This window comes from Glycomyces dulcitolivorans (genome assembly GCF_003265355.1).
Taxonomy (GTDB): Bacteria; Actinomycetota; Actinomycetes; order Mycobacteriales; family Micromonosporaceae; genus Glycomyces; species Glycomyces dulcitolivorans.
Window position 1 is genome coordinate 1460 of record NZ_QFRW01000034.1, and the last position, 22372, is coordinate 23831.

25 protein-coding genes, 2 pseudogenes and 1 riboswitch are annotated in these 22372 nt (G+C 70.6%); of the genes and pseudogenes, 21 read left to right on the forward strand and 6 right to left on the reverse strand.

Features of this window, described 5'->3' with window-relative positions:
• The first annotated feature begins 34 nt into the window (after positions 1-34).
• The 12 genes from DI269_RS01490 to DI269_RS01545 all read left to right on the forward strand — a co-directional run bounded on the left by DI269_RS01490 (position 35) and on the right by DI269_RS01545 (position 12446).
• Positions 35-1018, forward strand: coding sequence for a carbohydrate ABC transporter permease (locus DI269_RS01490; protein WP_198667042.1), 984 nt, complete (start codon positions 35-37; stop codon positions 1016-1018).
• Positions 1015-1899: a carbohydrate ABC transporter permease gene (locus DI269_RS01495; RefSeq protein WP_112133382.1), complete on the forward strand. Its 885-nt coding sequence runs from the start codon at positions 1015-1017 to the stop codon at positions 1897-1899. The genes DI269_RS01490 and DI269_RS01495 overlap by 4 nt, the downstream gene beginning before the upstream one ends.
• Entirely contained in the window at positions 1899-2504 is a 606-nt protein-coding gene (locus DI269_RS01500; protein WP_112133383.1) for a DUF624 domain-containing protein, read from the forward strand. Before DI269_RS01495 ends, DI269_RS01500 begins: the two co-directional genes overlap by 1 nt.
• A gap of 152 nt (positions 2505-2656) precedes the next feature.
• Positions 2657-3271 (forward strand): hypothetical protein, encoded by a 615-nt coding sequence (locus tag DI269_RS01505; protein WP_112133384.1) that lies wholly within the window; start codon positions 2657-2659, stop codon positions 3269-3271.
• Positions 3272-3622: 351 nt separating this feature from the next.
• Complete coding sequence (locus DI269_RS01510; protein ID WP_112133385.1) at positions 3623-4234, forward strand: CDP-alcohol phosphatidyltransferase family protein; 612 nt, start codon at positions 3623-3625, stop codon at positions 4232-4234.
• Positions 4235-4377: 143 nt separating this feature from the next.
• Positions 4378-4755 (forward strand): glycine cleavage system protein GcvH, encoded by a 378-nt coding sequence (gene gcvH, locus DI269_RS01515; RefSeq protein ID WP_112133386.1) that lies wholly within the window; start codon positions 4378-4380, stop codon positions 4753-4755.
• 34 nt (positions 4756-4789) lie between these two features.
• Complete coding sequence (locus DI269_RS01520) at positions 4790-5224, forward strand: FHA domain-containing protein (RefSeq protein WP_112133387.1); 435 nt, start codon at positions 4790-4792, stop codon at positions 5222-5224.
• 127 nt (positions 5225-5351) lie between these two features.
• Complete coding sequence (locus DI269_RS01525) at positions 5352-5822, forward strand: bifunctional nuclease family protein (protein ID WP_112133388.1); 471 nt, start codon at positions 5352-5354, stop codon at positions 5820-5822.
• 103 nt (positions 5823-5925) lie between these two features.
• Complete coding sequence (locus DI269_RS01530; RefSeq protein ID WP_112133389.1) at positions 5926-6483, forward strand: MerR family transcriptional regulator; 558 nt, start codon at positions 5926-5928, stop codon at positions 6481-6483.
• Between the two features lie 21 nt (positions 6484-6504).
• Positions 6505-6605, forward strand: a riboswitch (glycine riboswitch).
• Between the two features lie 38 nt (positions 6606-6643).
• Positions 6644-9493, forward strand: coding sequence for an aminomethyl-transferring glycine dehydrogenase (gene gcvP / locus DI269_RS01535; RefSeq protein WP_112133390.1), 2850 nt, complete (start codon positions 6644-6646; stop codon positions 9491-9493).
• Between the two features lie 90 nt (positions 9494-9583).
• A complete protein-coding gene (locus DI269_RS01540) occupies positions 9584-11263 on the forward strand; it encodes a VWA domain-containing protein (RefSeq protein ID WP_112133391.1) in 1680 nt (559 codons plus the stop codon).
• 52 nt (positions 11264-11315) lie between these two features.
• On the forward strand, positions 11316-12446 hold the full coding sequence (locus DI269_RS01545; RefSeq protein ID WP_112133392.1) for a chorismate-binding protein: 1131 nt from the start codon (positions 11316-11318) through the stop codon (positions 12444-12446).
• A 1-nt stretch (position 12447) separates the two neighbouring features.
• On the opposite strand, the gene DI269_RS01550 is transcribed toward DI269_RS01545, so the two are convergent.
• The gene (locus DI269_RS01550) at positions 12448-12666 is read right to left on the reverse strand and encodes a hypothetical protein (RefSeq protein ID WP_157974689.1); all 219 of its coding nucleotides are present in this window, start codon (positions 12664-12666) and stop codon (positions 12448-12450) included.
• 141 nt (positions 12667-12807) lie between these two features.
• On the reverse strand, positions 12808-13113 hold the full coding sequence (locus tag DI269_RS27970) for a hypothetical protein (protein ID WP_232822572.1): 306 nt from the start codon (positions 13111-13113) through the stop codon (positions 12808-12810).
• Here DI269_RS27970 and DI269_RS28940 point away from each other — a divergent pair.
• A pseudogene (locus tag DI269_RS28940) lies at positions 13060-13170 on the forward strand (ankyrin repeat domain-containing protein); the annotation flags it as partial. The gene DI269_RS27970 and the pseudogene DI269_RS28940 overlap by 54 nt on opposite strands.
• A 120-nt stretch (positions 13171-13290) precedes the next feature.
• On the opposite strand, the gene DI269_RS01560 reads toward DI269_RS28940, so the two are convergent.
• Complete coding sequence (locus tag DI269_RS01560) at positions 13291-14223, reverse strand: LysR family transcriptional regulator (protein ID WP_332871921.1); 933 nt, start codon at positions 14221-14223, stop codon at positions 13291-13293.
• 71 nt (positions 14224-14294) lie between these two features.
• Here DI269_RS01560 and DI269_RS01565 point away from each other — a divergent pair, with 71 nt between their 5' ends.
• The 6 genes and pseudogenes from DI269_RS01565 (at position 14295) to uppS (ending at position 20121) form a co-directional block, all read left to right on the forward strand.
• Positions 14295-15032 (forward strand): succinate dehydrogenase cytochrome b subunit, encoded by a 738-nt coding sequence (locus tag DI269_RS01565; RefSeq protein ID WP_198667044.1) that lies wholly within the window; start codon positions 14295-14297, stop codon positions 15030-15032.
• A 7-nt stretch (positions 15033-15039) separates the two neighbouring features.
• Entirely contained in the window at positions 15040-16971 is a 1932-nt protein-coding gene (locus DI269_RS01570) for a fumarate reductase/succinate dehydrogenase flavoprotein subunit (RefSeq protein WP_408612253.1), read from the forward strand.
• The gene (locus DI269_RS01575; RefSeq protein WP_112133396.1) at positions 16968-17714 is read left to right on the forward strand and encodes a succinate dehydrogenase/fumarate reductase iron-sulfur subunit; all 747 of its coding nucleotides are present in this window, start codon (positions 16968-16970) and stop codon (positions 17712-17714) included. Before DI269_RS01570 ends, DI269_RS01575 begins: the two co-directional genes overlap by 4 nt.
• 245 nt (positions 17715-17959) lie before the next feature.
• Positions 17960-18712 carry a MerR family transcriptional regulator gene (locus tag DI269_RS01580; protein ID WP_198667045.1) on the forward strand — a complete coding sequence of 251 codons (753 nt, stop codon included), beginning with the start codon at positions 17960-17962 and terminating at the stop codon, positions 18710-18712.
• A gap of 45 nt (positions 18713-18757) precedes the next feature.
• Positions 18758-19324, forward strand: a pseudogene (locus DI269_RS27975) (GNAT family N-acetyltransferase); the annotation flags it as partial.
• Between the two features lie 122 nt (positions 19325-19446).
• Positions 19447-20121, forward strand: a complete 675-nt coding sequence (uppS, locus tag DI269_RS01590) for a polyprenyl diphosphate synthase (protein WP_232822573.1) — start codon at positions 19447-19449, stop codon at positions 20119-20121.
• Here the strand turns inward: uppS and DI269_RS01595 are convergent.
• Positions 20118-20495 (reverse strand): cupin domain-containing protein, encoded by a 378-nt coding sequence (locus DI269_RS01595; RefSeq protein ID WP_112133399.1) that lies wholly within the window; start codon positions 20493-20495, stop codon positions 20118-20120. The genes uppS and DI269_RS01595 overlap by 4 nt on opposite strands.
• A gap of 59 nt (positions 20496-20554) precedes the next feature.
• Here DI269_RS01595 and DI269_RS01600 point away from each other — a divergent pair, with 59 nt between their 5' ends.
• Entirely contained in the window at positions 20555-21028 is a 474-nt protein-coding gene (locus DI269_RS01600) for a MarR family winged helix-turn-helix transcriptional regulator (RefSeq protein WP_112133400.1), read from the forward strand.
• A gap of 10 nt (positions 21029-21038) precedes the next feature.
• Positions 21039-21194, forward strand: coding sequence for a hypothetical protein (locus DI269_RS26680; RefSeq protein WP_157974690.1), 156 nt, complete (start codon positions 21039-21041; stop codon positions 21192-21194).
• Here the strand turns inward: DI269_RS26680 and DI269_RS01605 are convergent.
• Both DI269_RS01605 and DI269_RS01610 read right to left on the reverse strand, forming a co-directional pair.
• A complete protein-coding gene (locus DI269_RS01605; RefSeq protein WP_112133401.1) occupies positions 21191-21988 on the reverse strand; it encodes a PhzF family phenazine biosynthesis protein in 798 nt (265 codons plus the stop codon). The two genes, DI269_RS26680 and DI269_RS01605, sit on opposite strands and share 4 nt — an antisense overlap.
• The coding region (locus tag DI269_RS01610; RefSeq protein ID WP_157974691.1) for a hypothetical protein at positions 21985-22372 on the reverse strand (388 nt) is incomplete at its 5' end. The genes DI269_RS01610 and DI269_RS01605, both read right to left, overlap by 4 nt.

Consider the following 22372-nt stretch of genomic DNA (forward strand, 5'->3'; position numbering starts at 1 on the left):
GGCCCGAAGCCCTACGCCGATAAGGAACCTCACCGTGTCAGCTCCCCCCACCGCCGCACCGCCCGCGGCCAAGGCCGGAGCGGCCCCCGCGAAGCAGAAGAAGAGCGGCGCCAAGCGCCGCTCCGCGATCTCGCGCCGCGGCGAGCTGCTCACCGGCTACACCTTCATGACCCCCTGGATCATCGGCTCGCTGGTGTTCACCGTCGGGCCCATGCTGTGGTCGCTGTACCTCTCGTTCACCGACTACCACCTGATCCTCGGCGGCGACTTCATCGGCTTCGACAACTACACGGCCATGTTCGCCGACCCGATGTTCGCGCGCGCCGTGAAGGTCACCCTCCTGTACGTCGTCCTCGCCGTCCCGCTCAAGCTCGCCGCCTCCCTCGCGGTCGCCATGCTCCTCACCCAGAAGCGCCGCGGCATCGGCTTCTACCGGGCCGCGTTCTACATGCCCTCGCTCATCGCCATGAGCGTCGGCATGGCCCTGGTCTGGAAGGCCCTGTTCGCCGCCGACGGCCCCCAGGACCAGTTCATGAGCCTCTTCGGCTGGGAGGGCGGCGGGTTCATCGGCAACCCCGACGTCTCCATCCTCATGCTCGTCCTCCTGAGCGTGTGGACCTTCGGCGCGCCCATGGTCATCTTCATGGCCGGCCTCCTCCAGGTCCCCGACGAGCTCCACGAGGCCGCCGAAGTCGACGGCGCCGGCAAGTGGCACCGGTTCGTGCACATCACGATCCCGATGCTCTCCCCGGTCATCTTCTTCAACGTCCTCATGGAGACCGTCCACGCCTTCCAGATGTTCGGCCCCGCCTTCATCATCGGCGGCACCGCCGGCGGACCGGCCTGGTCCACGCTCTTCTACACCGTGCGCATCTACGCGCTCGCGTTCGTCGACCTGCGCATGGGCTACGCCTCGGCGTGGGCCTGGATGCTCGTGCTCGCCGTCGGCGTGGTCACCCTGATCATGTTCCGCGCGGCCAAGAACCTCGTCTACTACGCGGGGGAGGACAACAAATGACCGCCGCAACCGCCCCACGCACGATCACCAGGAAGCCCCGCACGCCGGCCGAACGAGGCAAGTCCCTGCTGTGGCACCTGTGCCTCCTCGCCGCCCTCGTCGTCGTCCTCTACCCGGCCTTCTGGGTCGTCACGGCCTCGATCAAGCCCAACGCCGACATCATCACCGACATGTCCCCGATCCCGACCACGATCACCTGGGAGAACTTCGCCTCCGCCTTCGACGGCCTCGCCGGCGTCCCGCTCTGGCGGTTCTTCTGGAACTCGTTCGTCATCGCGGCCCTGTCGGTGGTCGGCATCGTCGTCTCCTGCTCGATCACCGCCTACGCCCTCGGCCGCCTGGAGTTCCCCGGCCGCAAGGCCATGTTCGCCGTCGTCATCGCGACGCTCCTGCTCCCCGGCCAGGTCATGCTCATCCCGCAGTACCTGATCTTCTCCGAGCTCGACGTCGTCAACACGATCTTCCCGCTCGTCATCGGCAAGTTCCTGGCCCTGGACGCGTTCTTCGTGTTCATGTACGTCCAGTTCCTGCGCGGCATCCCCCGCGAACTCGACCAGGCCGCGACCATCGACGGCGCCGGGCACTTCCGCATCTTCTTCTCGATCATGCTGCCGCTGCTGCGCCCGGCGATCGTGACCTCCTCGATCTTCACGTTCATCGGCTCCTGGAACGACTTCATGGGGCCCCTGATCTACCTGCACGAGATCGAGAAGTTCCCGCTGCCGCGACTCCTCCAGTCCTACAACAACACCGAGGCCGTCTCCAACTACGGCGGCATGATGGCCATGACCCTCCTCTCCCTCGTCCCCGTGGTGCTGTTCTTCCTGGTCTTCCAGAAGTTCCTCATCAAGGGCATCGCCACCTCCGGGGTCAAGGGCTGATGGCCGCCATCGCCCGGCCGCGGCGGGCGTTCGGCGAGGGCTTCGCGCTCTTCGCCGAATGCCTGCTCACCGGCGTCTGGTTCGCCCTCGCGGCCCTCCCGGTCGTCACGGTCCCGGCCGCGCTGGCGGCCGCCGCCCGGCACCTGCGCGCCCACACCGAAGGAGAGCCGACCTCCTGGTCCTCGTTCTGGGCCGACTTCCGCACCGCCTGGAGGGACGGCTGGAGCGTCGGCCTCGCCATGGTCGGCGCGGCCCTGCTGCTGGCGCTCAACCTCGCCGTGCTCGCCCAGGAAGGCGTCCCCGGCCGGCCCGGGTTCGCCCTGGCCACGTTCATCGTCGCGGCCCTGGCGCTCACGGTCCTGTTGCGCGCCACCGCCGACTGGACGCCCGGCGCGCGCTGGAGGGACCTCTTCGCCGCCGCCCTCGACCACACCCGGACCGACCCGGCCGGGACCGGCATCCTCCTCGGCGGCACCGCCGTCTTCGCGGCGACCGCGTGGGCCCTGTGGCTGCTGGCGGTCCCGATGGCCGGGTGCCTGGTGGGCGCGGCGGTGGCGGTGCGCCGCAGGCGGCTCGACAATGCTGGGGAGGACGCAGGGGAGTAGTCCTCACGGGCGATGCGGGTCCGCGCGGCGTCCTGCGCGAGAAGGACGGGTATTCCTTCCAGCGACGGGCGTCGATGCTTGCTAGCGTGGGGAAGAACCACCCCCAGTGGTCCGGCCGTCACGGCCGGCCGTGAACCCGCACGGAGGCAACCATGTCCGCAACCCCCGCCCCCAAGACCCGCCCCGGATCCGTCACCTTCGCGGTGTGGCTCCAGATCCTCCTGGCCCTGTTCCTGCTCGCCGGGACGGCCGTGAGCTTCCTGTACGGCCCCGACGCCGCCGATGCGGCCGACGCCGCCCTCGAAGCCCAGGGCTACGCCGTCACCGACCTGCCCGAGGGCACGTCGTTCGAGACCGGGACGGGCTCGCTCGCCTTCAACGTGGTGATCGCACTCGGCCTGATCGTGCTCGCGCTCCTCAACGGCGCGGGCAAGCGCCCCGCCCGCGTCATCACCTGGATCGTCCAGCCGATCATCCTGGTGTGCACGCTCGCCGGGCTGGCCTTCACGCTGTTCCTGAGCCAGACGCTGACCTACCTCTTCGAGAGCTCCGGCGACGAGACGCTCGAAGACCTCGACATCGAAGCGGTCGTCCAGGCCACCGTGGACGCCTACCCGGCCTGGACCGACATCGTGTCCTACGGCTCGCTCGCCCTCGGCCTGCTCGGCTCCCTGCTGGTGATCATCCTGCTGGCCGTGCCGTCCGCGAACGCGTACTTCCGCAAGGAAGAGCCCGAGAAGTTCATCCCCGGCGCCCCCGCGGTCTAGCCGCGATCCGGAACCTGCGACACGCGACCCGAGCCGGCCCCAGCGGACCGGCTCGGGTTGTTTCCTATCACGTTTTATATAAGATATATATCGACTCCGAGGCGTACCGCCTCCTCTGAGGACGGGCCCCACGCAAGCTCAGCACGAAATATCGCCGGGCTGCGCCCGACAACTACACGAACAGGGCCTCGGATTTCCCCGGTACGCGTGTCGGCACCTACGGCTAGAATCGCGGTACACCCACCGAAGCGAAGTGAAACGACCACACACCGCTCGTCCACCGGCGAGCGAGAGGAGACCGACCCAGGGCACCGGACCGCCGCGGCGGACGGCGCCGCCGAGAGGACCGCCTTGAGCAAGTCAGCCGCAGCAGCACCCCCCGCCGGTTGGGGGGTGTGGACCTGGCCCAACCTGGTCACGGCCGTGCGCCTGCTCGGCATCCCGCTGTTCTGCTACCTCCTGCTGGCGACGCAGTACTACTGGCAGGCCGCGGTCGTCCTCGCCGTCGGCTCGGGCACCGACTGGGTCGACGGGCAGCTCGCCCGCCACCTCAACCAGGTCTCCAAGCTCGGCCGGCTCCTCGACCCGTTCGTCGACCGGCTCTACATCCTCACCGCGCTCCTGGCGCTCACCTACGTGGGCCTGCTGCCGTGGCTGTTCACCCTCGCCGCGCTCGCCCGCGAGGCGGTCATGGTCGCCATGGTCATCGTCCTGCGCTGGCACGGCCACGCCCCGCCCCAAGTGCACTTCCTGGGGAAGTCGGCGACGACGGTGGTGTTCTGCTCGTTCCCGGTGCTCGTCATCGCCGGCCTGGTCCCCGAGGCCGACTTCTGGGCCAAGCCCTTCGGCTGGGCCCTCGCGTGGTGGGGCCTGGGCCTGTACTGGCTCGCGGCCCTGGTGTACCTGCGCCAGGCCGCCGGGCTCCTCAAGGCCGGGCGCCCGCGCACCGAGATCGCGGCCTGAGCAGGGTAGCGGTCCCACCGCTGCTCGTCCGATCGGCGCTCGATCACGCGGCCGCCGACCCGATGCAGCGGCCGCTGCGACAGGCGATACGGTCATGTGCGTCCGACCCGCCTCCCGGCGGGGTTCTCAGAGGGGAGCACCAGGTGATTCCGGAAGAACTGCGCTATACGGCGGAGCACGAGTGGGTCGAGCAGCGCGACGGGAACGTCGTCCGCATCGGCATCACCGAGTTCGCTCAGAACGCGCTCGGCGACGTCGTATACGTCCAGCTTCCGGAGGCGGGCGCCGAGGTTCGGGCAGGTGACGTGGTCGGCGAAGTCGAGTCGACCAAGAGCGTCTCCGACGTGTACGCTCCGTTGACCGGTAAGATTCTTGCGTGCAATGACGAATTGTCGGAATCCCCGGAATTGGTGAACAGCGACCCCTATGCGGCGGGCTGGATGTTCGACATCGAAGTCGAGGATTCCGGCTCGCTCAGTGCTTTGCTCGACGCCGGAGCGTATGCGAAGCTTACGGAGTGACCAGAGGGTCCAGACTTGTAGAAGGTGGCAATCCATGACGCGTTCGAATGACGAGTTCCCTCCGCCGGATGTGACGGCCACGATGAACCTGTCCGCTTTGCAGGAGGGCGGCGAGGTCGACGCGGAGCTCAACTCCGCCCGGTTGGCGGACTCGCTCCCGGCGGGCACCGCGTTGCTGGTGGTCCGCCGCGGGCCGAACGCCGGTGCGCGCTTCCTGCTCAACACCGAGGTGACGACCTCCGGCCGCCACCCTGATTCCGACATCTTCCTCGACGACGTGACCGTGTCGCGGCGCCACGCCGAGTTCCACCGCGACGCGTCGGGTTTCACCGTCCGCGACGTCGGCAGCCTGAACGGCACGTATGTCAACCGGGAGCGCGTGGAGACCGCGGGTCTGGGCAACGGCGACGAAGTGCAGATCGGCAAGTTCCGCCTGGTGTTCATCTCCGGCCCCAAGCCGACCGCCTGACCGCGGGCCGTACCCCGGCGCGCTGCGAGCGCGTCTTCGGCGCAGTAGGCTGAGAGTCTCAGGACCCGCCCGGGCCAGTCCCTGGCGGGTCCTTCCATTAGACGGCGATCCGTTGGAGGCGTTACCGGTGCGGATGATGACCGTGGTCGGGGTCCGCGTGGAACTCCCGAGCAACCAGCCGGTGGTGCTCCTCAAAGAGGTCGACGGGAATCGTTATCTTCCGATCTGGATCGGGACGGTGGAGGCGGCCGCGATCGCCTATCAGCAGCAGGATGTGCAGTTGTCGCGTCCGTTGACGCACGATCTGATTCGGGACGTGCTGGAGGCGTTGGACGTGACGTTGACGGCCGTGGAGATCACGGAGCTGCGGGACACGATCTATTTCGCGGAGCTGGTCCTGGACGGCCGTACGCGTGTTTCTTCTCGTTCGTCGGATGCGATCGCGATCGCGTTGCGGACCGAGGCGCCGATCTGGTGCGCGGATGCGGTGCTCGATGAGGCCGGGGTGGTCCTTCCGGATACGCAGGAGGACGAAGTGGAGAAGTTCCGGGAGTTTCTCGAAGAGGTCACGCCCGAGGACTTCGAGGAGAACCGCTGACCCTTCGGGACCTGCCGAGGTTTTCTCTGGTTCAGCCCATGGTGGAGGGTCGGGGCGTTTAGGCTCACCCTCGTAAGTACCGGCTGACCTCGGAGGATGCGCCATGGACGCCCACAGTGAACCCTTGGGACGGCCTGCGGTCCCGCCCAGTCAGATCCGCGGTTGGCGGGGGACGGCGGCGTGCAGGGTCGTGGGCATCACGTACCGGCAGCTCGATTACTGGGCGCGGACGGGGCTGGTGGAGCCGAGTATTCGTCCGGCGTCGGGGTCGGGTTCGAACCGGTTGTACTCGTTCCGGGACATCATCGTCTTGAAGGTCATCAAGCGGCTGCTGGATGCGGGGGTGTCGCTTCAGAACATCCGCAAGGCGGTGGAGGCGTTGCGGTCGCGCGGGGTGAAGGACCTGGCGGAGATCACGCTGATGTCGGACGGTTCGACGGTGTACGAGTGCCGGTCGGCTGGTGAGGTGATCGACCTGCTGCGGGGCGGCCAGGGGGTGTTCGGGATCGCGGTGCGGTCGACGGTGACCGAGGTGATGGGGCGGTTGGCGACGCTGCCGGGGGAGGCGCCGGTGAAGGCGCCGACGCAGTTGCACGCGCCGGAGCGGCTGGATGAGCGCCACACGACGGGTGTGCCCGGTCGCCGGCGCGGGGTGTCCTGACCTACGATGGCGGCAGAGCCGGAAAACCGGGCGGGAGAGATCGTGGGCCTCATGCGCTACACGGCACCGAAGGGGCAAGTCCCTCGCTTCAAACTCTCAGGTACCAGGACCGTTCGGGTTTGGCCGCTCTGAAGCCGCACCTGTGGTGACAGACGAGGGGATGCCAGTGTCGTCCCATGTCACCGGAGGTACCGTGACCGACCGTTCTTCCTTCGCCGCCCGCCACATCGGCACTGCGCCCGCCGATCAGGACGCCATGCTCAAGGCGGTCGGGTATCCGAGCATCGATGCGCTGATGGACGCGTGCATGCCGGAGTTGATCCGCTCTTCCGACGGTCTGGGGCTGCCTGCGGCGGTGTCGGAGACCGAGGCGCAGGCCGAGCTCAAAGCCCTGGCCGGGTTGAACCGGCCGATGCGGTCGATGCTCGGCCTGGGGTATTTCGGGACGCACACGCCGGCGGTGATCCGGCGGAACGTGCTGGAGAACCCGTCGTGGTACACGGCGTACACGCCGTACCAGGCGGAGATCTCGCAGGGGCGCCTGGAGGCGCTGCTGAACTTCCAGACGATGGTCGCCGACTTGACCGGGCTCGATGTCGCGGGTGCGAGCCTGCTGGATGAGGCCACGGCGGCGGCGGAGGCGATGCTGCTGGCGCGGCGGGCCGCGAAGCGTGGGGCCGGTGACGTGTTCGCCGTCGACTCGCGCGTCCTCCCGCAGACCCTTGCGGTGTTGCGGACGCGGGCGGAGCCGGTGGGGATCGACCTGGTCGTCGCCGACCTGTCCGAGGGGATCCCGGAGGGGGCGTTCGGTGTGCTCCTCCAGTACCCGGGTGCCGACGGCGCGGTCCTGGACTGGAGCGCGACGGTCGAATCCGCGCACGCCCGGAACGCGCTCGTCACCGTGGCGGCCGACCTCCTCGCCCTGACGGTCCTGACCGCGCCGGGCGAGTTCGGTGCGGACATCGCGGTCGGGTCGACCCAGCGCCTGGGCGTGCCGATGGGCTTCGGCGGCCCGCACGCCGGGTACATGGCGGTGCGCGAGTCCCTGCAGCGGCAGCTGCCGGGGCGCCTGGTGGGCGTCTCGCGGGACTCGGGAGACCAGCCCGCGCTGCGTCTGGCGCTTCAGGCGCGCGAGCAGCACATCCGGCGTGAGAAGGCCACGAGCAACATCTGCACCGCGCAGGTCCTGCCGGCGGTGATCGCGTCGTCGTACGCGGTGTGGCACGGTCCGGCTGGGCTGCGGCGGATCGCCGAGCACGCCGCCGCGCAGGCCGCGCGCCTGGCCGCGTCCCTGACCTCCGCGGGTATCGCGGTCGCCGACGGGGCGTTCTTCGACACCGTCACCGCGACCGTTCCCGGCGGTGCCGACGCGGTCGTGGCCGCGGCGGCCGAGCGGGGCGTGAACGTGCGCGGCGTCGACGCCGACACCGTCGCCGTCTCGTGCGACGAGACCACGACCGAGGCCGACCTGGAGGCCGTGTGCGCCGCGTTCGGCACCGACCTCCACGGCCCCGTCGCCACTGCGATCCCCGCTTCGCTTCGCCGTGAGTCGGCGTACCTGACGCACCCGGTGTTCACCGCGCACCACTCCGAGACGGCGATGATGCGCTACCTCAAGCGCCTCGCCGACATGGACTACGGGCTCGACCGGGGCATGATCCCGCTCGGGTCGTGCACGATGAAGCTGAACGCGGCCGCCGAGATGGAGCCCATCTCCTGGCCCGCGTTCGCCGACGTCCACCCCCTCGCCCCCGCCGACCAGACCGAGGGCTGGCGGACCCTCATCGACCAGCTCGAAGGCTGGCTCGCCGACGTCTGCGGGTACGCCGCGGTCTCCGTGCAGCCCAACGCCGGCTCCCAGGGCGAGCTCGCCGGGCTCCTGGCCATCCGCGCCTGGCAGCACGAGCGCGGCGAGACCGGCCGCGACGTCTGCCTCATCCCCGCCAGCGCGCACGGCACGAACGCCGCCTCCGCGGTCTTGGCCGGGATGCGCGTGGTCGTGGTGGCGTGTGACGAGGCGGGGAACGTCGACCTCCCCGATTTGGATGCGAAGATCGCCGCGCACGCGGATCGTCTTGCGGCCCTGATGGTCACGTACCCGTCCACCCATGGGGTGTACGAGTCGACGATCGTTTCGGTGTGCGCGAGGGTCCATGACGCTGGCGGTCAGGTGTACGTGGACGGTGCGAACCTGAATGCGCTGCTGGGGTGGGCGAAGCCGGGTCGGTTCGGTGCGGACGTGTCGCACTTGAACCTGCACAAGACGTTCTGCATTCCGCACGGCGGCGGCGGCCCGGGTGTGGGTCCGGTCGCGGTGGCGGAGCACCTGGTGCCGTTCCTGCCCTCCGACCCTTCCGATGTCGCCGGCGCCGTCGGTCCGGTGTCGCAGGCGCGGTGGGGTTCGGCGGGGATCCTTCAGATCCCGTGGATGTATCTGCGGATGATGGGTTCGGCCGGTGTCACGGCCGCGACCGCGTCCGCAGTCCTGGCCGCGAACTACGTGGCCGCGCGGCTGCGCGAGCACTACCCGGTCCTCTACACCGGTGAGCACGGTCTGGTCGCGCACGAGTGCATCCTCGACCTGCGGGACCTGTCCAAGGACTCCGGTGTCACCGTCGAAGACGTCGCCAAGCGGCTGATCGACTACGGGTTCCACGCCCCGACGATGTCGTTCCCGGTCGCCGGGACCCTCATGGTCGAGCCGACCGAGTCCGAAGACCTCGCCGAGCTCGACCGGTTCATCGAGGCGATGATCGCGATCCGTGCCGAGATCGACGCGGTCGCCGCCGGCCAGATCGCGGTCGAGGCGTCGGCGCTGCGGGCGGCGCCGCACACGGCCGCGGTCGTCACCGCCGACGCATGGGACCGGGCCTACTCGCGCACGGAGGCGGCCTGGCCGGCCGGTGTCGGCACTGCCAAGTACTGGCCGCCGGTGGGTCGGATCGACAATGCGTGGGGGGACCGGAACCTGGCGTGCACGTGTCCGCCGATCGAGGCGTTCGGGGAGTAGTGGTTCGGGAGGTCCGCTCACTACTGTGGGCGGGCCTCCGACATGCGGGCTTTACACTGGCTGCCGACGATCCCCCCAGGAGTGACGCGCATGGTTTTCGGCATTGAGCACAAGGTGAAGTCGCACCGCACCGGTCGGCGGCGCAAGAAGGGCGGCCAGCAGAAGCTGGTGGCGCCCTGGATCGTGATCACGCTGGTGTGTGTGCTGGTGGCGTCGGGTTTGACCTGGGGTTTCGTGGCGTTGTTGCGGACGGGGTGCTCGGGTGAGGTGTACCGGGTGACGGTGGCGGCGGCGCCGAGCGTGTACGGGTCGCTGGGGGATGCGGCGCAGGCGTGGGAGCGGGAGCAGCCCGAGATCGACGGGGAGTGCATCGGCGTCGAGGTGACCGAGGTGCCTGCGGCGGATGCGTCGCGGGGGATCACGGGTACGTGGGACACGATGTCGTTCGGGAAGCGGCCGATCGCGTGGGCGCCGGATGCGCAGGCGTGGGCGTCGTGGCTGACCTCCAGTGAGGCGACCGCGGGGTACGTGTCGACCGATCCGGTGGTGCTGGGCGAGGCCGGGTCGGTCCTGGCTTTGGCGGAGTCGACGGCGACGGATCTGGGCTGGCTGGGGGGCGAGCCGCCGACGTGGCAGGACGTGGTCGATGCGGCGGGTGCGGGGACGATCAATCTGGCGGCGGCGAATCCGCGGTCGTCGACCGAGGGCCTGGTGTCGTTGCTGAACGCGTCCTCTGACGGTGCGGGCGGGTTCTCGCAGGCGGCGGCGGATGCGTATGCGGCGGCGATCGAGGCGGGGTCGTCGGCCGAGGACGGGAACGCGCTCAAGAACGCCTACGTCGAGGCCGCCGATCCGACGCAGGTGATGACGATGCTCGACTACCAGGTCGAGGACTTCAATGCGACCTCCGAGTCCGAGGACCCCCTGGTACCGGTGACGCCCAGCGGCACCACCGTGTCGGCCGTGTCGTCGTACATGGTGCTGGGCGGTGCGGGCTGGGTGTCGGCGCCGGACGCGGAGATCGCGGAGCGGTTCGGCGACTACGTGGCGGGCCTGGTGGCCTCCGGTGAGTTCTCCGACCCCGAGCTCAAGCCGGTCGAGGACGACGCCGCCGCGCTGGCGCAGACGACGCCTGAGGCGGTGGGTGCGGCGGTGCGGGCGTGGCGGTCGGGGGCGCAGGACTTGAACGTGCTGTTCCTGCTGGACTGGTCGGCGGCGACGATGGAGGAGACCGTCGACTACGGCGGCGACACCGTGGAGGCGGGGATCGCGGCGGTGCGGATGGCGATCGACATGGTCGGGGAGATGGAGCCGACGTGGCGGGCCGGGTTGTGGGAGTACGGGGTCGGTGCCGGGGGCGATGAGGCGAACTGGCGGTCGGTGGTCGAGTCGACGGAGATGTCCGCGGACGGGCAGTCGACCTTGACCGAGGAGCTGTACGACCTGTCGGAGACCTCGACCTATGAGGGCGGGTCGCCGCTGTACGACTCGCTCGTCGCCGCCTACGGCGATCTCAACTCGCACCTGGTGGAGGGGGCGTCGAACGTGATCGTGGTGTTGACGAACTCCGGTGAGGACACCGCGAGCCTGCCCACGGTCGAAGAGACGGCGTCGACCCTCCAGGGCATGGCCGGTTCGGTCACGGTCTACACGGTCGGGTTCGGGTCGGCGAACGCCGACAACCTGACGGCCCTGGCGGCGGCGGCGGGCGGGGAGTACATTCCGGCGCCTGCGGACGGCGGGATCCTCGGGACGATCGCCCCGGCGTGAGGTGCCCCACTCGGGGCCGGGAGGTCGGGCCGGGTTGGGCGACACTGGACTGATGTCGATCTTGGGGGCCGTGGCCCCGGCGCCGCCGGGCCTGGATGCGGCGTGCCGGGCTCGTCTGGTGGAGGTCGACCGGCTCGAATGGCGCCTCGGCGACGGCGGCGACCCCGCCGCCTTGGCTGAGGCGTTCTGCGCGCGGTACCAGGTGCCCCATACGGGTGCGGACGGTTCGGTGTGCGGGGTGGCGGTCCTGATCTCCGCCGCCGCGGGTGCGGTCATGGTCGGCGGCGCCACCGGTGCCCCGAGTCCGGCCCCGGCGGTCCCCGACCTCGCCCTGGTCGCCTACACCCACGGCCCCACCCGCAACACCCCGAAGCCCGGTGGATTCACCGTTGGTGAATGGCGTCCGTCGTGGTCGGGCGCCGACCATGCGAAGGCCGTCGTCGCCGTCCAGGAGGCGATCGGGCGCGGCCAGGTGTACGTCGCGAACGTCGTCGGCCACCGCACCGCCCCCTGGTCCGGTGACCCCGCCGGGATCGCCGCGGCCGTGGCCGGGATCGAGGGCGCCTCCTGGGGCGGGGTCCTGTCGGGGGACGGCTGGCTGGTCGCCTCCGGGTCCCCCGAAGCGTTCCTCACCGTCGACGGCACCCGCGCCGCTACATTTCCGATCAAGGGGACCGCACCGGCCACCGAGGAGGGCCGCACCTGGCTGGTCGAATCGGTGAAAGAGCGCGCCGAGCACGTCATGATCGTCGACTTGGAGCGCAACGACCTCGCGCAGGTCGCCGTTCCCGGCACTGTGGCGGTGGAGCGGTTGTTCGCGCTCGCGAAATGGGACCGCCTCTGGCAGGCCGAATCCACTGTGGTGTGCGATATCGCGGCGGGGACGGGCCTGGGGGACCTGCTGCGGGCGATGTGCCCGCCCGGTTCGGTGACGGGCACGCCGAAACTGGCGATGCTCGACCTCACCGCGGGCTTGGAGCCGGTCGGTCGGGGCCCGGCGATGGGCGCGTTCGGATTCCTCCAAGGGGACCGGATCGGCCTGGGCGTGTCGATCCGCACCGTCGCCCTCGACGAGTCGCGCGCGCACCTGTGGGCGGGCGGGGGCATCACGTGGCGGTCAAGCCCCGAGGCCGAAGTCGCCGAAGCGGAAGCGAAGGCCCGCGCGGTCACCGCGCGTCTCTAGGTCAGTCCCGGGCGGCCTTCCAGATCGCGATCGTCTGCTCCTTGGCGCGCTCCCGGAGCGCGTCGGGCCATTCGGCCCGGTACAGGCGCAGCCTGGGCGTGGGGGAGTCGAGTTCGACCACGCACCCCAGTGCCATGGGAGGATCCGGGTGAAGCCGCTGGAGCCAGACCGTGCCGACGTTGCCGTCGTCGCCACTGACCTGGATGGTCCGATGTTCCAATTGGAACTGTCCTAGGATTTTCGGCTCGCTCATGCCCGAGTCCTCACCGTTCTTGTCCCACCGATATGGGCGGCGCGGCGGTTCGTGTCAGCGCATCGCCTGCGGGCCCGCATCAATCTTTCCCACCCCGGCGCAGTCGTGTCAATACCCGGCGCGACACCTGCCCGGGTGAACCCGGACGAATCGGGTCCACAGTTGAGGCTGGGAGCGATCGGCGGGCGGTGCGCGTGCGGGTGTGCCAAGCTGGTGCGCATGAGCGACGACGAGGAATTCCGCAGCATCGCCGAAGCCGCCTTCGACCTGGCCCGCACGGGTGAGACCGAACGCCTCCTCGCCGCCATCGCCGGCGGTGTGCCGGTCGACCTGGTCACCGGGTCGGGGGACTCGCTGCTCATGCTCGCGGCCTACCACGGCCACGCCGACACCGTCCGCGCCCTGATCGAGCATGGTGCGGAGGTGAACCGGTGCAACGACCGCCAGCAGTCCCCGCTCGCCGGGGCCGTGTTCAAGCACTACGAGGACGTCATCGCCGCGCTCCTCGATAGCGGGGCCGACCCCGACGCCGGCACCCCCTCGGCGCGTCAGATCGCCGCCATGTTCGACCGCGACACCTTCACCCGCGCCTTAGACGGCGCGCATGCCCTCGGGCAGGCGCCCCCACGCGTGCAGGTCCGTCAGATGCTCCTCCAGGCACGTCGCGAACGCCCCCGCGGCCTTCGTCAACGGCGCCTCCCGCCTTGCGGCCAGCGCGATGGTGCGCGAGGCCCCCGGCGGCGCGAGCGGTGTGGCGCGCAGTCCGGGCCGCCCAGCGGCGATCATCGCCGGCAGCAGTGCGATGCCCAGGCCCGCCTCGACGAGTGAGGCGACGGCGTCGGTGGCGCCGCCGTCGACGCCGGTGCGGGGGGTGAATCCGGCGGCCTCGCAGGTGGTGATGGTGAGGTCGCGCAGGTCGTAGCCGTGGGCGGGGAGGACGAACGCCTGCTCTCTCAGTTGCGGCAGCCCGATGAACGCCTGCCGCGTCAGCGGCGGCAAGTGGGCCGCGGAGGCGACGACGAGGGCTTCGGCGAGGAGCGGCTGAACCGAGAGGCCGGTGTCGGCGCCGGTGTCGCCGGCGGTGAAGGCGAGGTCGAGGTCCCCGGCCGCCAGATGCCCGGCCAGCGGGCCCGACCCGTCCTCGGTCAATGTCACCGTCACGCCGGGGTGGGCGTCCCGGTAGCGGGTGAGGAGGGGGGCGATGAGCCAGGAGCACAGGGAGGGGGTGGCGCCGAGGCGGAGGTGTCCGGCGCGGACGGCGAGGACGTCGTCGATGTCGGAGCGGGCGGCGGCGTGGGCGGCGGTGATGCGGCGGGCGTGGGGCAGGAGGGTGGTGCCGGCGTCGGTGAGTTCGATGCGGCCGCGGGAGCGGGTGAAGAGGGCGGCGCCGAGTTCGGTTTCGAGGGCTTGGATCTGCTTGCTCAATGACGGTTGTGTCACACCCAGTTCTTCGGCCGCATGAGTGAAATGTCTGGTTTGTGCGACGGTGAGGAAGGCCTGGAGCTGCTGCGGGCGCATGTCCATAACGTATCGGCATGGATCGGGGTTCTGCCATGAATTGGACCGGTGAGGCCGGTCGCGTCTAGCATCCGGTCGTGTCTACGGATCTGCAATCGCGCGCGCCCTCGCCCAAGGCGAAGCGCCCCACCTCGCCCACAGGGCCGTGGGCCTCGAACATCGGCTTGAAGATCGCCATGGCGGTCTCCGGGATCCTCCTCGTGCTGTTCATCATCGTGCACATGGCCGGGAACCTGCACGTGTTCGAGGGCCGCGAGGAGATGAACGCCTACGCGCACGGCCTGCGCACGCTCGGCGAGCCGCTGCTGCCCCACGAGTCGATCCTGTGGATCCTGCGGATCGGGCTCATCGCCCTGGCCGTGGTCCACATCTGGTCGGCCGTGGTCCTCACCCGCCGGTCCCTGGCGGCCCGGCCCGTGCGGTACAAGTCGAAGAAGCCCGCCAAGGGCGAGTCGCGGCACGCGGCGGCCACCATGCGGTGGGGCGCGGTCGTCATCGTCCTGTTCCTCGCCTGGCACCTGCTCGACCTGACGTTCCGCACGGTCAACCCGGTCAAGGACGTCCCCGACGCCTACGGGGCCGTGGTGGCGACGTTCAGCCCCGAGCGGTGGCCGGTCACCGTGTTCTACCTGCTGGCCCTGGTGGCCCTCGGGTTCCACCTGCGCCACGGCACCTGGTCGGCGGTCCAGACGATCGCCGGACCGGACACGAAGTGGCGCAAGCGCACCCAGGCCCTCGCACTCGCGATCGCCCTTGTCGTCGTCGTGGGGTTCGCCATCGTGCCCCTGTCGGTCACGTTCGGACTGGTGAAGTGATATGAGCATCGATTTCCACCGCGAAGGCTCGCCTGTCGCGGACGCCAAGGCCCCGGCCGGGCCCATCGAGGACCGGTGGGAGAAGCGCCGCTTCTCCGGCCGCCTGGTCAACCCCGCCAACCGCAGGAAGCTCCGCGTCATCGTCGTGGGCACCGGCCTCGCCGGCGCCTCCGCCGCCGCGACCCTCGGCGAGCTCGGCTACCGGGTCGCGAACTACTGCTTCCAGGACTCCGCGAGGCGCGCGCACTCGATCGCCGCGCAGGGCGGCATCAACGCCGCCAAGAACTACCGCAACGACGGCGACAGCGTGCACCGGCTGTTCTACGACACCGTCAAGGGCGGGGACTTCCGCTCCCGGGAGTCGAACGTGCACCGCCTCGCCGAGGTCTCCACCGAGATCATCGACCAGTGCGTCGCCCAGGGCGTCCCGTTCGCGCGCGAATACGGGGGCCTGCTCGACAACCGGTCCTTCGGCGGCGCGCAGGTCTCGCGCACGTTCTACGCCCGCGGCCAGACCGGCCAGCAGCTGCTCCTGGGCGCCTACCAGGCGCTCCAGCGGCAGGTCGCCGCCGGCACCGTGGACCTCCACACCCGCCACGAGATGCTCGAACTGGTCATCGTCGAAGGCAAGGCCCGCGGCATCGTCGTGCGCGACCTGGTCACCGGTGAGATCTCCACCGAGCTCGCCGACGCCGTCGTCCTGGCCACCGGCGGGTACGGGAACGTGTACTTCCTGTCGACCAACGCCATGGGCTGCAACGTCACCGCCGGATGGCGCGCGCACCGCAAGGGCGCCTACTTCGCCAACCCCTGCTACACGCAGATCCACCCCACGTGCATCCCGCAGTCCGGGGACCACCAGTCCAAGCTCACGCTCATGTCCGAGTCGCTGCGCAACGACGGGCGCGTGTGGGTGCCCAAGCAGAAGAACGACGACCGCCACCCCGCCGAGATCCCCGAGGACGAGCGCGACTACTACCTGGAGCGCCGCTACCCGGCGTTCGGGAACCTCGTGCCGCGCGACATCGCGTCGCGCGCCGCCAAGGTCGTGTGCGACGAGGGCCACGGCGTCGGGCCGGGCGGCCTGGGCGTGTACCTCGACTTCGCCGACGCCATCGCCCGCCTGGGCAAGCAGGCCGTCGAGGCGAAGTACGGGAACCTGTTCGACATGTACGAGCGGATCACCGGCGAGAACCCGTACGAGCGGCCCATGCGCATCTACCCGGCCGTGCACTACACGATGGGCGGCCTGTGGGTCGACTACGACCTGTCGTCGAACATCCCGGGCCTGTTCGTGACCGGCGAGGCGAACTTCTCCGACCACGGCGCCAACCGCCTCGGCGCCTCGGCGCTCATGCAGGGCCTGTCCGACGGGTACTTCGTCCTGCCGAACACGATCTCCGACTACCTCGCCGACGGGCCCTTCCCCAAGGTCGACGAGACCCACGAGGAGGTCGTGGCCGCCCGCCGCGAGGTCGACGAGCGCATCGCGTTCTTCCTCGGCAACGACGGCGACCGCACCGTCGACTCCTTCCACCGCGAGCTCGGCAAGATCATGTGGGAGTACTGCGGCATGGAGCGCACCGACGAGGGCCTGCGCAAGGCCATCGGGCTCATCCGCGACCTCAAGGCCGAGTTCTACAAGCGCGTCAAGGTCACCGGCAAGGCCGGAGGGCTCAACCAGGAGCTGGAGAAGGCCGGGCGCGTCGCCGACTTCTTCGAGCTCGGCGAGCTCATGTGCATCGACGCCCTGCACCGCACCGAGTCGTGCGGCGGGCACTTCCGCGCCGAGTCCCAGACCGAGGACGGCGAGGCCAAGCGCGACGACGAGCACTTCTCGTACGTCGCGGCCTGGGAGTACGGCGGGGACGAACCGGTCCTCCACAAGGAATCGCTCGTGTTCGAGTACGTCAAGCCCACCCAACGGAGCTACAAGTGAAACTCAAGCTGCGAATCTGGCGCCAGAGCGACGCCGACGCCAAGGGCGGGATGGTCGCCTACGAACTCGACCAGGTCTCCGAGGACGCCTCGTTCCTGGAGATGCTCGACGTCCTCAACGAGCGGCTCATCTCCGAGGGCGAGGACCCGGTCGCGTTCGACCACGACTGCCGCGAGGGCATCTGCGGGTCCTGCTCGCTCGTCATCGACGGGCAGCCGCACGGCCCGCAGGCGGCGACCACGACCTGCCAGCTGCACATGCGCAAGTTCAAGGACGGCGACTCGATCGACGTCGAGCCGTGGCGGGCCGGGGCGTTCCCGGTCATCAAGGACCTCGTCGTCGACCGCTCCGCGTTCGACGCGATCATCCAGGCCGGCGGGTACATCTCCGCGCCGACCGGGACCGCCCCCGACGCCCACGCCGCCCCGATCCCCAAGCAGGACGCCGACGCCGCGTTCTCGGCGGCCGCGTGCATCGGCTGCGGGGCGTGCGTCGCCGCCTGCCCCAACGGGTCCGGGATGCTGTTCATGGCCGCCAAAGTCGCCCACCTCGGGCTGACCCCGCAGGGCCAGCCCGAACGGCACACGCGCGTCCTCGGCATGGTCGCCGCCCACGACCAGGCCGGCTTCGGCGGGTGCACCAACACCGGCGAATGCTCCGCCGCGTGCCCCAAGGAGATCGGCTTGGATGTCATCGGCCGCCTCAACCGAGACTTCCGCAAGGCCGCCACCCGCGCCGCCTAGCGCAAGCAGCAGAAAGCGGCCCCCGGCCAAAGCCGGGGGCCGCTCGTTTTTCTCCTGCCCCGCGTGAGCGGGGAGACCCCAGGGGGAATTCCGCCCCACGTGAGTGGGTCAATGCCGCCCCATGTAAACAACGACCCGGACCCCCTTTCGTCGCGCCACTTGACGGTGACCCGCGTCTCTCTTTCCTTGCGGGTGACGCAACGTCAACCGATACCGTCGACACCGCACCGACGGAGAGGACTGCGATGGACACCTGGACGACCGCACACGTGGTCAAGCTGACCGGCGTCACCGCGCGCACCCTGCGCCACTACGACGCCATCGGCCTCCTCGCCCCCGCCGCCACCGGCCACGGCGGCCAGCGCCGCTACGGGCGGGCCGAACTCCTGCGCCTCCAGCAGATCCTCCTGCTCAAACGCCTCGGCCTGCGCCTGGACGTCATCGCCGAGATCCTCGAAGGCGGCCTCGACCAGACCGCGGCCCTGCGCCGCCACGCCGCCGAGCTCGCCGCCGAGACCGAGCGCCTCGCGACCCTCGCCGCCACCGTCGACGCCACCATCCGACAACTCGAAGGAGGCCGACCCATGGCACCCGAAACCTGGTTCCAAGGACTCGACGACGCACACCGGTACCAGGACGAGGCCCGGCGCCGCTGGGGCCAGGCCGTCGTCGAACGCGCCTGGTCCGTCCTCCAGGACATGACCCCCGACGAACGCCGCGCCCTCCCCGCCGAGTTCGACCGCATCAACACCGCCCTCGCCGCCCTCCGCGACGCCGGACACGCACCCGCCGACGCGCCCGTCCAGGACGTCATCGCCGACCACTACCGGCTCATAGCCCGCCACTGGGACACCGAACCCGCACCCGAGGCCTACCGGGGGCTCGCCGCCCTCTACACCGACGACCCGCGCTTCCGCGACACCTACGACCGGATCGGCGACGGCTTCGCCGCCTACCTGAGGGACGCCATGACCGCCTACGCCGACACCCTCACCTGAGGCAAAGGCGTTGCGGGGCCGGGCGAGGGCACCTAGGATCGCCCGATGACCACCGACACCGAGACCGTCGACTTCCGGCACAAGCCCGTGCTCACCGGCGACCGGGTGGTCCTGCGCCCCGTCGAGGTCGCCGACGCGCCCGGCCTCGCCGAGATCCTCCTCGACCCCGAACTGCGGCGCCTGACCGGCACCCACGGGACCGCGCGCCCCGGCGTCCTCGAACGCGCCCAGAAGCTCTACGCCACCAGGAGCATCGAGTACGAGGAGCTGTGGCTGGCAGTCACCGACGCCGCCACCGGCGACTACCTCGGCGAGATCGTCCTCGACGAACTCGACGCCGCCAACCGGTCCTGCAACTTCCGCATCTGCCTCGTCGGCGAAAGGGCCCTCGGCAAGGGCTACGGCACCGAGGCGATCCGGCTCCTGCTCGCCCACGCCTTCACCCACGCAGGATTGAACCGGATCGGCCTGGAGGTGTACGCGTTCAACCCGCGGGCCCGCCACGTCTACGAGACCGTCGGCTTCACCCACGAAGGGACCAAACGCCAAGCGCTGCTGTGGGACGGGGAGCCGGTCGACGCGCACACGATGGCGATCCTCGCCGACGACTGGCGCCGCGCCAACCCGTTAGGCTCACCCCCATGCGCGCACCCAAGAGCCTGTACCGGATCTACGCCGACCGGCTGCGCCGCAGCCTCGACCCCGCGCACCTGCCCAGGCACGTGGCCGTCGCCATGGACGGCAACCGGCGCTGGGCCCGGTCCCAAGGGTTCACCGACCCCGGGATCGGCCACCGGTACGGCGCCGAGCACCTCGACGACCTCCTCGCCTGGTGCCACGACCTCGGCATCGCACACGCCACGGTCTACGTCGCCTCCGCGGACAACCTCACCAAACGCGGCAGCAGCGAAGTCGCACACCTGATGTCGATGGTCGAACAGATCGTGGCCGAGCGGCTCCTGGAGGAGGGGAACCCGTGGCGGCTGCACCTGGCCGGGCGCCTGGACACCCTCCCCGACACGACCGCGCACGCCCTCAAGGCGGCGGTCGAGGCGACCGCGGGCCGCGAAGGCGCACACCTCACCGTGGCTATCGGCTACGACGGGCAGACCGAGATCGTCGACGCCGTCCGCACCCTCCTCGAACACGAAGCCGCACAAGGCACCGCGCTGGCCGACCTCGCCGCACGCGTCAGCGAGGCCGACATCGACGCCCACCGGTACACCCCGGACCTGCCCGGCGCCGACCTCATCATCCGCACCTCCGGGGAGCGGCGCCTCTCCAGCTTCCTGCTGTGGCAGTCCGCGGGCGCCGAACTGTACTTCTGCGACGTGTACTGGCCCGGATTCCGCCGCATCGACTTCCTCCGGGCCCTGCGCGACTACGCCCGCCGCCGACAGCACCGCTAAGCGGCCCAGGCGATGTCGACCTTCTCGTCAGGCGACGCGGGCATCGAGGCGCGCATCCCGGCCGGGCCGGCCACGACCGCGGTGAACCCCTCGGGCCCGGGCGTGAAGCGCCGCTCCTCGCCCGCGGGCACGATCAGGGTGTCCCCGGCGGCGAGGTCGGTGCTCTCGCCGCCCGCTTCGATGTGGACGGTGCCGGCGGTGAGGGTCCAGACCTGGTCGGCGTCGATGAGGTGCAGGGGCCCGGCCGTCCCCGCGGCCGCCTCCACCCGCCACACCGGGAACGGGGCCGCGCCCTGGGTCGGGGAGGCGAGGGTGGTCATGACCGCGGCGGGGGTGGCGGTGCGGCGGGTCTCGGTACTGCGGACGATGCGCACAGGGGTATCTCCTAAGATAGACAACATGGTTACCCATATAGTAAACCAGGTTGTCGATCATGGGTGAGTCGGCCCCCGGTCATGAACTCCCGCTGCGGCTCTTCGCCGCCTTCCGCGCCGCCGTCGACGCCGTCCACGACGACCTCGCCGCCAACGGCCACCCGAACCTGCGCCCCATGCACGGCTTCGTCTTCCAGGCCATCGGCACCCGAGGGACCACCGCCGTCGAACTCGGCGCGCGCCTGGGGGTCACCAAGCAGGCCGCCGGCAAGACCATCGCCGCCCTCGAAAAACAGGGCTACGTCGAACGCGCCCCCGACCCCGCCGACGCCCGCCGCAAAGCCGTCCGCCTCACCGCCGCCGGCCTCGACGTCCTCGACCGCTCCGCCCGCACCTTCCAACGCGTCCACACCGAATGGGCCGCCCAGATCGGCCCCGACCGCCTCGAGGCCCTCGAAACCGACCTCGCCGCCCTCACCCCCGGCGACCTGATGCGCCTCGACGCCCCCGGCTGGTTCGGCCCCGACCGCTAAAGTGCTGCGCATGACCCGAGACGAACGCCGCCACCACGAGATCGACCGCGCCGCCACCGCGATCGTCGCAGCGCTGCCGCAAGCGGAGATCGACGACTGGACGGCATGGGGCGCCGCGCTCCAACGGCAACCGGCCGAACGAGAACCCGGTCCGCAAGCCCGCTAACGAACCCGCGGCGGGCCCACCCGGCCCGACAGGCGGACGCTCGCGCCCGTCTCGACCGGAGATGCTTCGGCGCGGATCCGCGACGGCGCGCCCAGCGACTCGCCCATCGACACCACCACCCGCACCGGACCCTCCGCGGCCAGGACACCGGCCAGCGCGGCCGTGCTGTTCGCATTCGCCGCATCCTCGGGCACCCCGATCGAGGGCGCGAACATGCGCGCATCGAACCGCCGCACCCCGGTCGGGGCGTAGACGAAACAGCCGAGGAGGTTCGCGGCGTCGCAGGCCGCCGCCAGCGCGGCGAAGTCCGGTACGAGCGGGCCGAGCCGGTCCGGGCCCACCGGGACCAGCAGGCGCTCGCGGGCCGTGCCCGCCGCATGCACCGGGCCGGCCGGCTCGACTCCCAGCGCCGCCAGCACCGGCGCAGTGTCTTCGACGCTCGGGACGCGGTATCGGGTCAACCCGGCGTCGAACCACGGGCCCTCGGCCGTGGTGCCGCCCAGGAACTCTCGGCCGGCCGTGCGCAGTCGCCACTCGTCGCGCCCGTCCCACGCCTCCAGGACCGCCAGCGCCGCCAGGGTCCCGTGCCCGCACGCCGGGAGCTCCCCAGCCCTCGTGAAGAACCGCAACCCCACCACCGGCTCCGTGCGGTCGACGAACACCGCGTGCGACACACCGAGGTCGCCCGGGACCCGCGCCCGCTCCGCATCAGTCAGATCGCCTTCGACGACCGCGGTGGGGGAGCCGGTGCCCGGCTCGCCCCGCCAGCACGCGTCGACTACGACGGTCCTCACTGGCCGGGCCGGTCCTGGTGGGCGGCGATGAACCGCTGCGCCGAGCGCACCAGCGGCTCGTACTCCGGGGCCGCGTGCCGGGTGTGGAGGCGGTCGCACAGGCCCGTCAAAGCCGCCGCGAGGTCGGCCATGAGGGGCCCGCGCTTGCTGGCATCCGTGAGCGCCATGAGCATCGCGACCCACACCGGCCCGTGGTCGCGGAAGTTCACGTGGAGGTTCCGCTCGCCGTGGCGGTCGGCCGCAGCGAGGAGGTAGTGGACCTCGGTGGCGATCCGCCACGCCATCGCCGGGCTGGTGCGCGCGAGCGCCGCCACGGCCGGCTCGGCCGCATGCAGGGCGACCGCGGCCAGGCCGAGGTCGCAGCGGGCCGAGACCGTCGGCGGC

Excerpts from the sequence above, each read along its gene's own strand:
- DI269_RS01495 (WP_112133382.1), top strand. The coding sequence starts at position 1,015 with ATGACCGCCGCAACCGCCCCACGCACGATCACCAGGAAGCCCCGCACG.
- DI269_RS01500 (WP_112133383.1), top strand. The coding sequence starts at position 1,899 with ATGGCCGCCATCGCCCGGCCGCGGCGGGCGTTCGGCGAGGGCTTCGCG.
- DI269_RS01505 (WP_112133384.1), top strand. The coding sequence starts at position 2,657 with ATGTCCGCAACCCCCGCCCCCAAGACCCGCCCCGGATCCGTCACCTTC.
- DI269_RS01520 (WP_112133387.1), top strand. The coding sequence starts at position 4,790 with ATGACGCGTTCGAATGACGAGTTCCCTCCGCCGGATGTGACGGCCACG.
- DI269_RS01530 (WP_112133389.1), top strand. The coding sequence starts at position 5,926 with ATGGACGCCCACAGTGAACCCTTGGGACGGCCTGCGGTCCCGCCCAGT.
- gcvP (WP_112133390.1), top strand. The coding sequence starts at position 6,644 with ATGCCAGTGTCGTCCCATGTCACCGGAGGTACCGTGACCGACCGTTCT.
- DI269_RS01540 (WP_112133391.1), top strand. The coding sequence starts at position 9,584 with ATGGTTTTCGGCATTGAGCACAAGGTGAAGTCGCACCGCACCGGTCGG.
- DI269_RS01545 (WP_112133392.1), top strand. The coding sequence starts at position 11,316 with ATGTCGATCTTGGGGGCCGTGGCCCCGGCGCCGCCGGGCCTGGATGCG.
- DI269_RS27970 (WP_232822572.1), bottom strand. The coding sequence starts at position 13,113 with ATGCTCGATCAGGGCGCGGACGGTGTCGGCGTGGCCGTGGTAGGCCGC.
- DI269_RS01560 (WP_332871921.1), bottom strand. The coding sequence starts at position 14,223 with ATGGACATGCGCCCGCAGCAGCTCCAGGCCTTCCTCACCGTCGCACAA.
- DI269_RS01580 (WP_198667045.1), top strand. The coding sequence starts at position 17,960 with ATGGACACCTGGACGACCGCACACGTGGTCAAGCTGACCGGCGTCACC.
- uppS (WP_232822573.1), top strand. The coding sequence starts at position 19,447 with ATGGACGGCAACCGGCGCTGGGCCCGGTCCCAAGGGTTCACCGACCCC.
- DI269_RS01600 (WP_112133400.1), top strand. The coding sequence starts at position 20,555 with ATGGGTGAGTCGGCCCCCGGTCATGAACTCCCGCTGCGGCTCTTCGCC.
- DI269_RS26680 (WP_157974690.1), top strand. The coding sequence starts at position 21,039 with ATGACCCGAGACGAACGCCGCCACCACGAGATCGACCGCGCCGCCACC.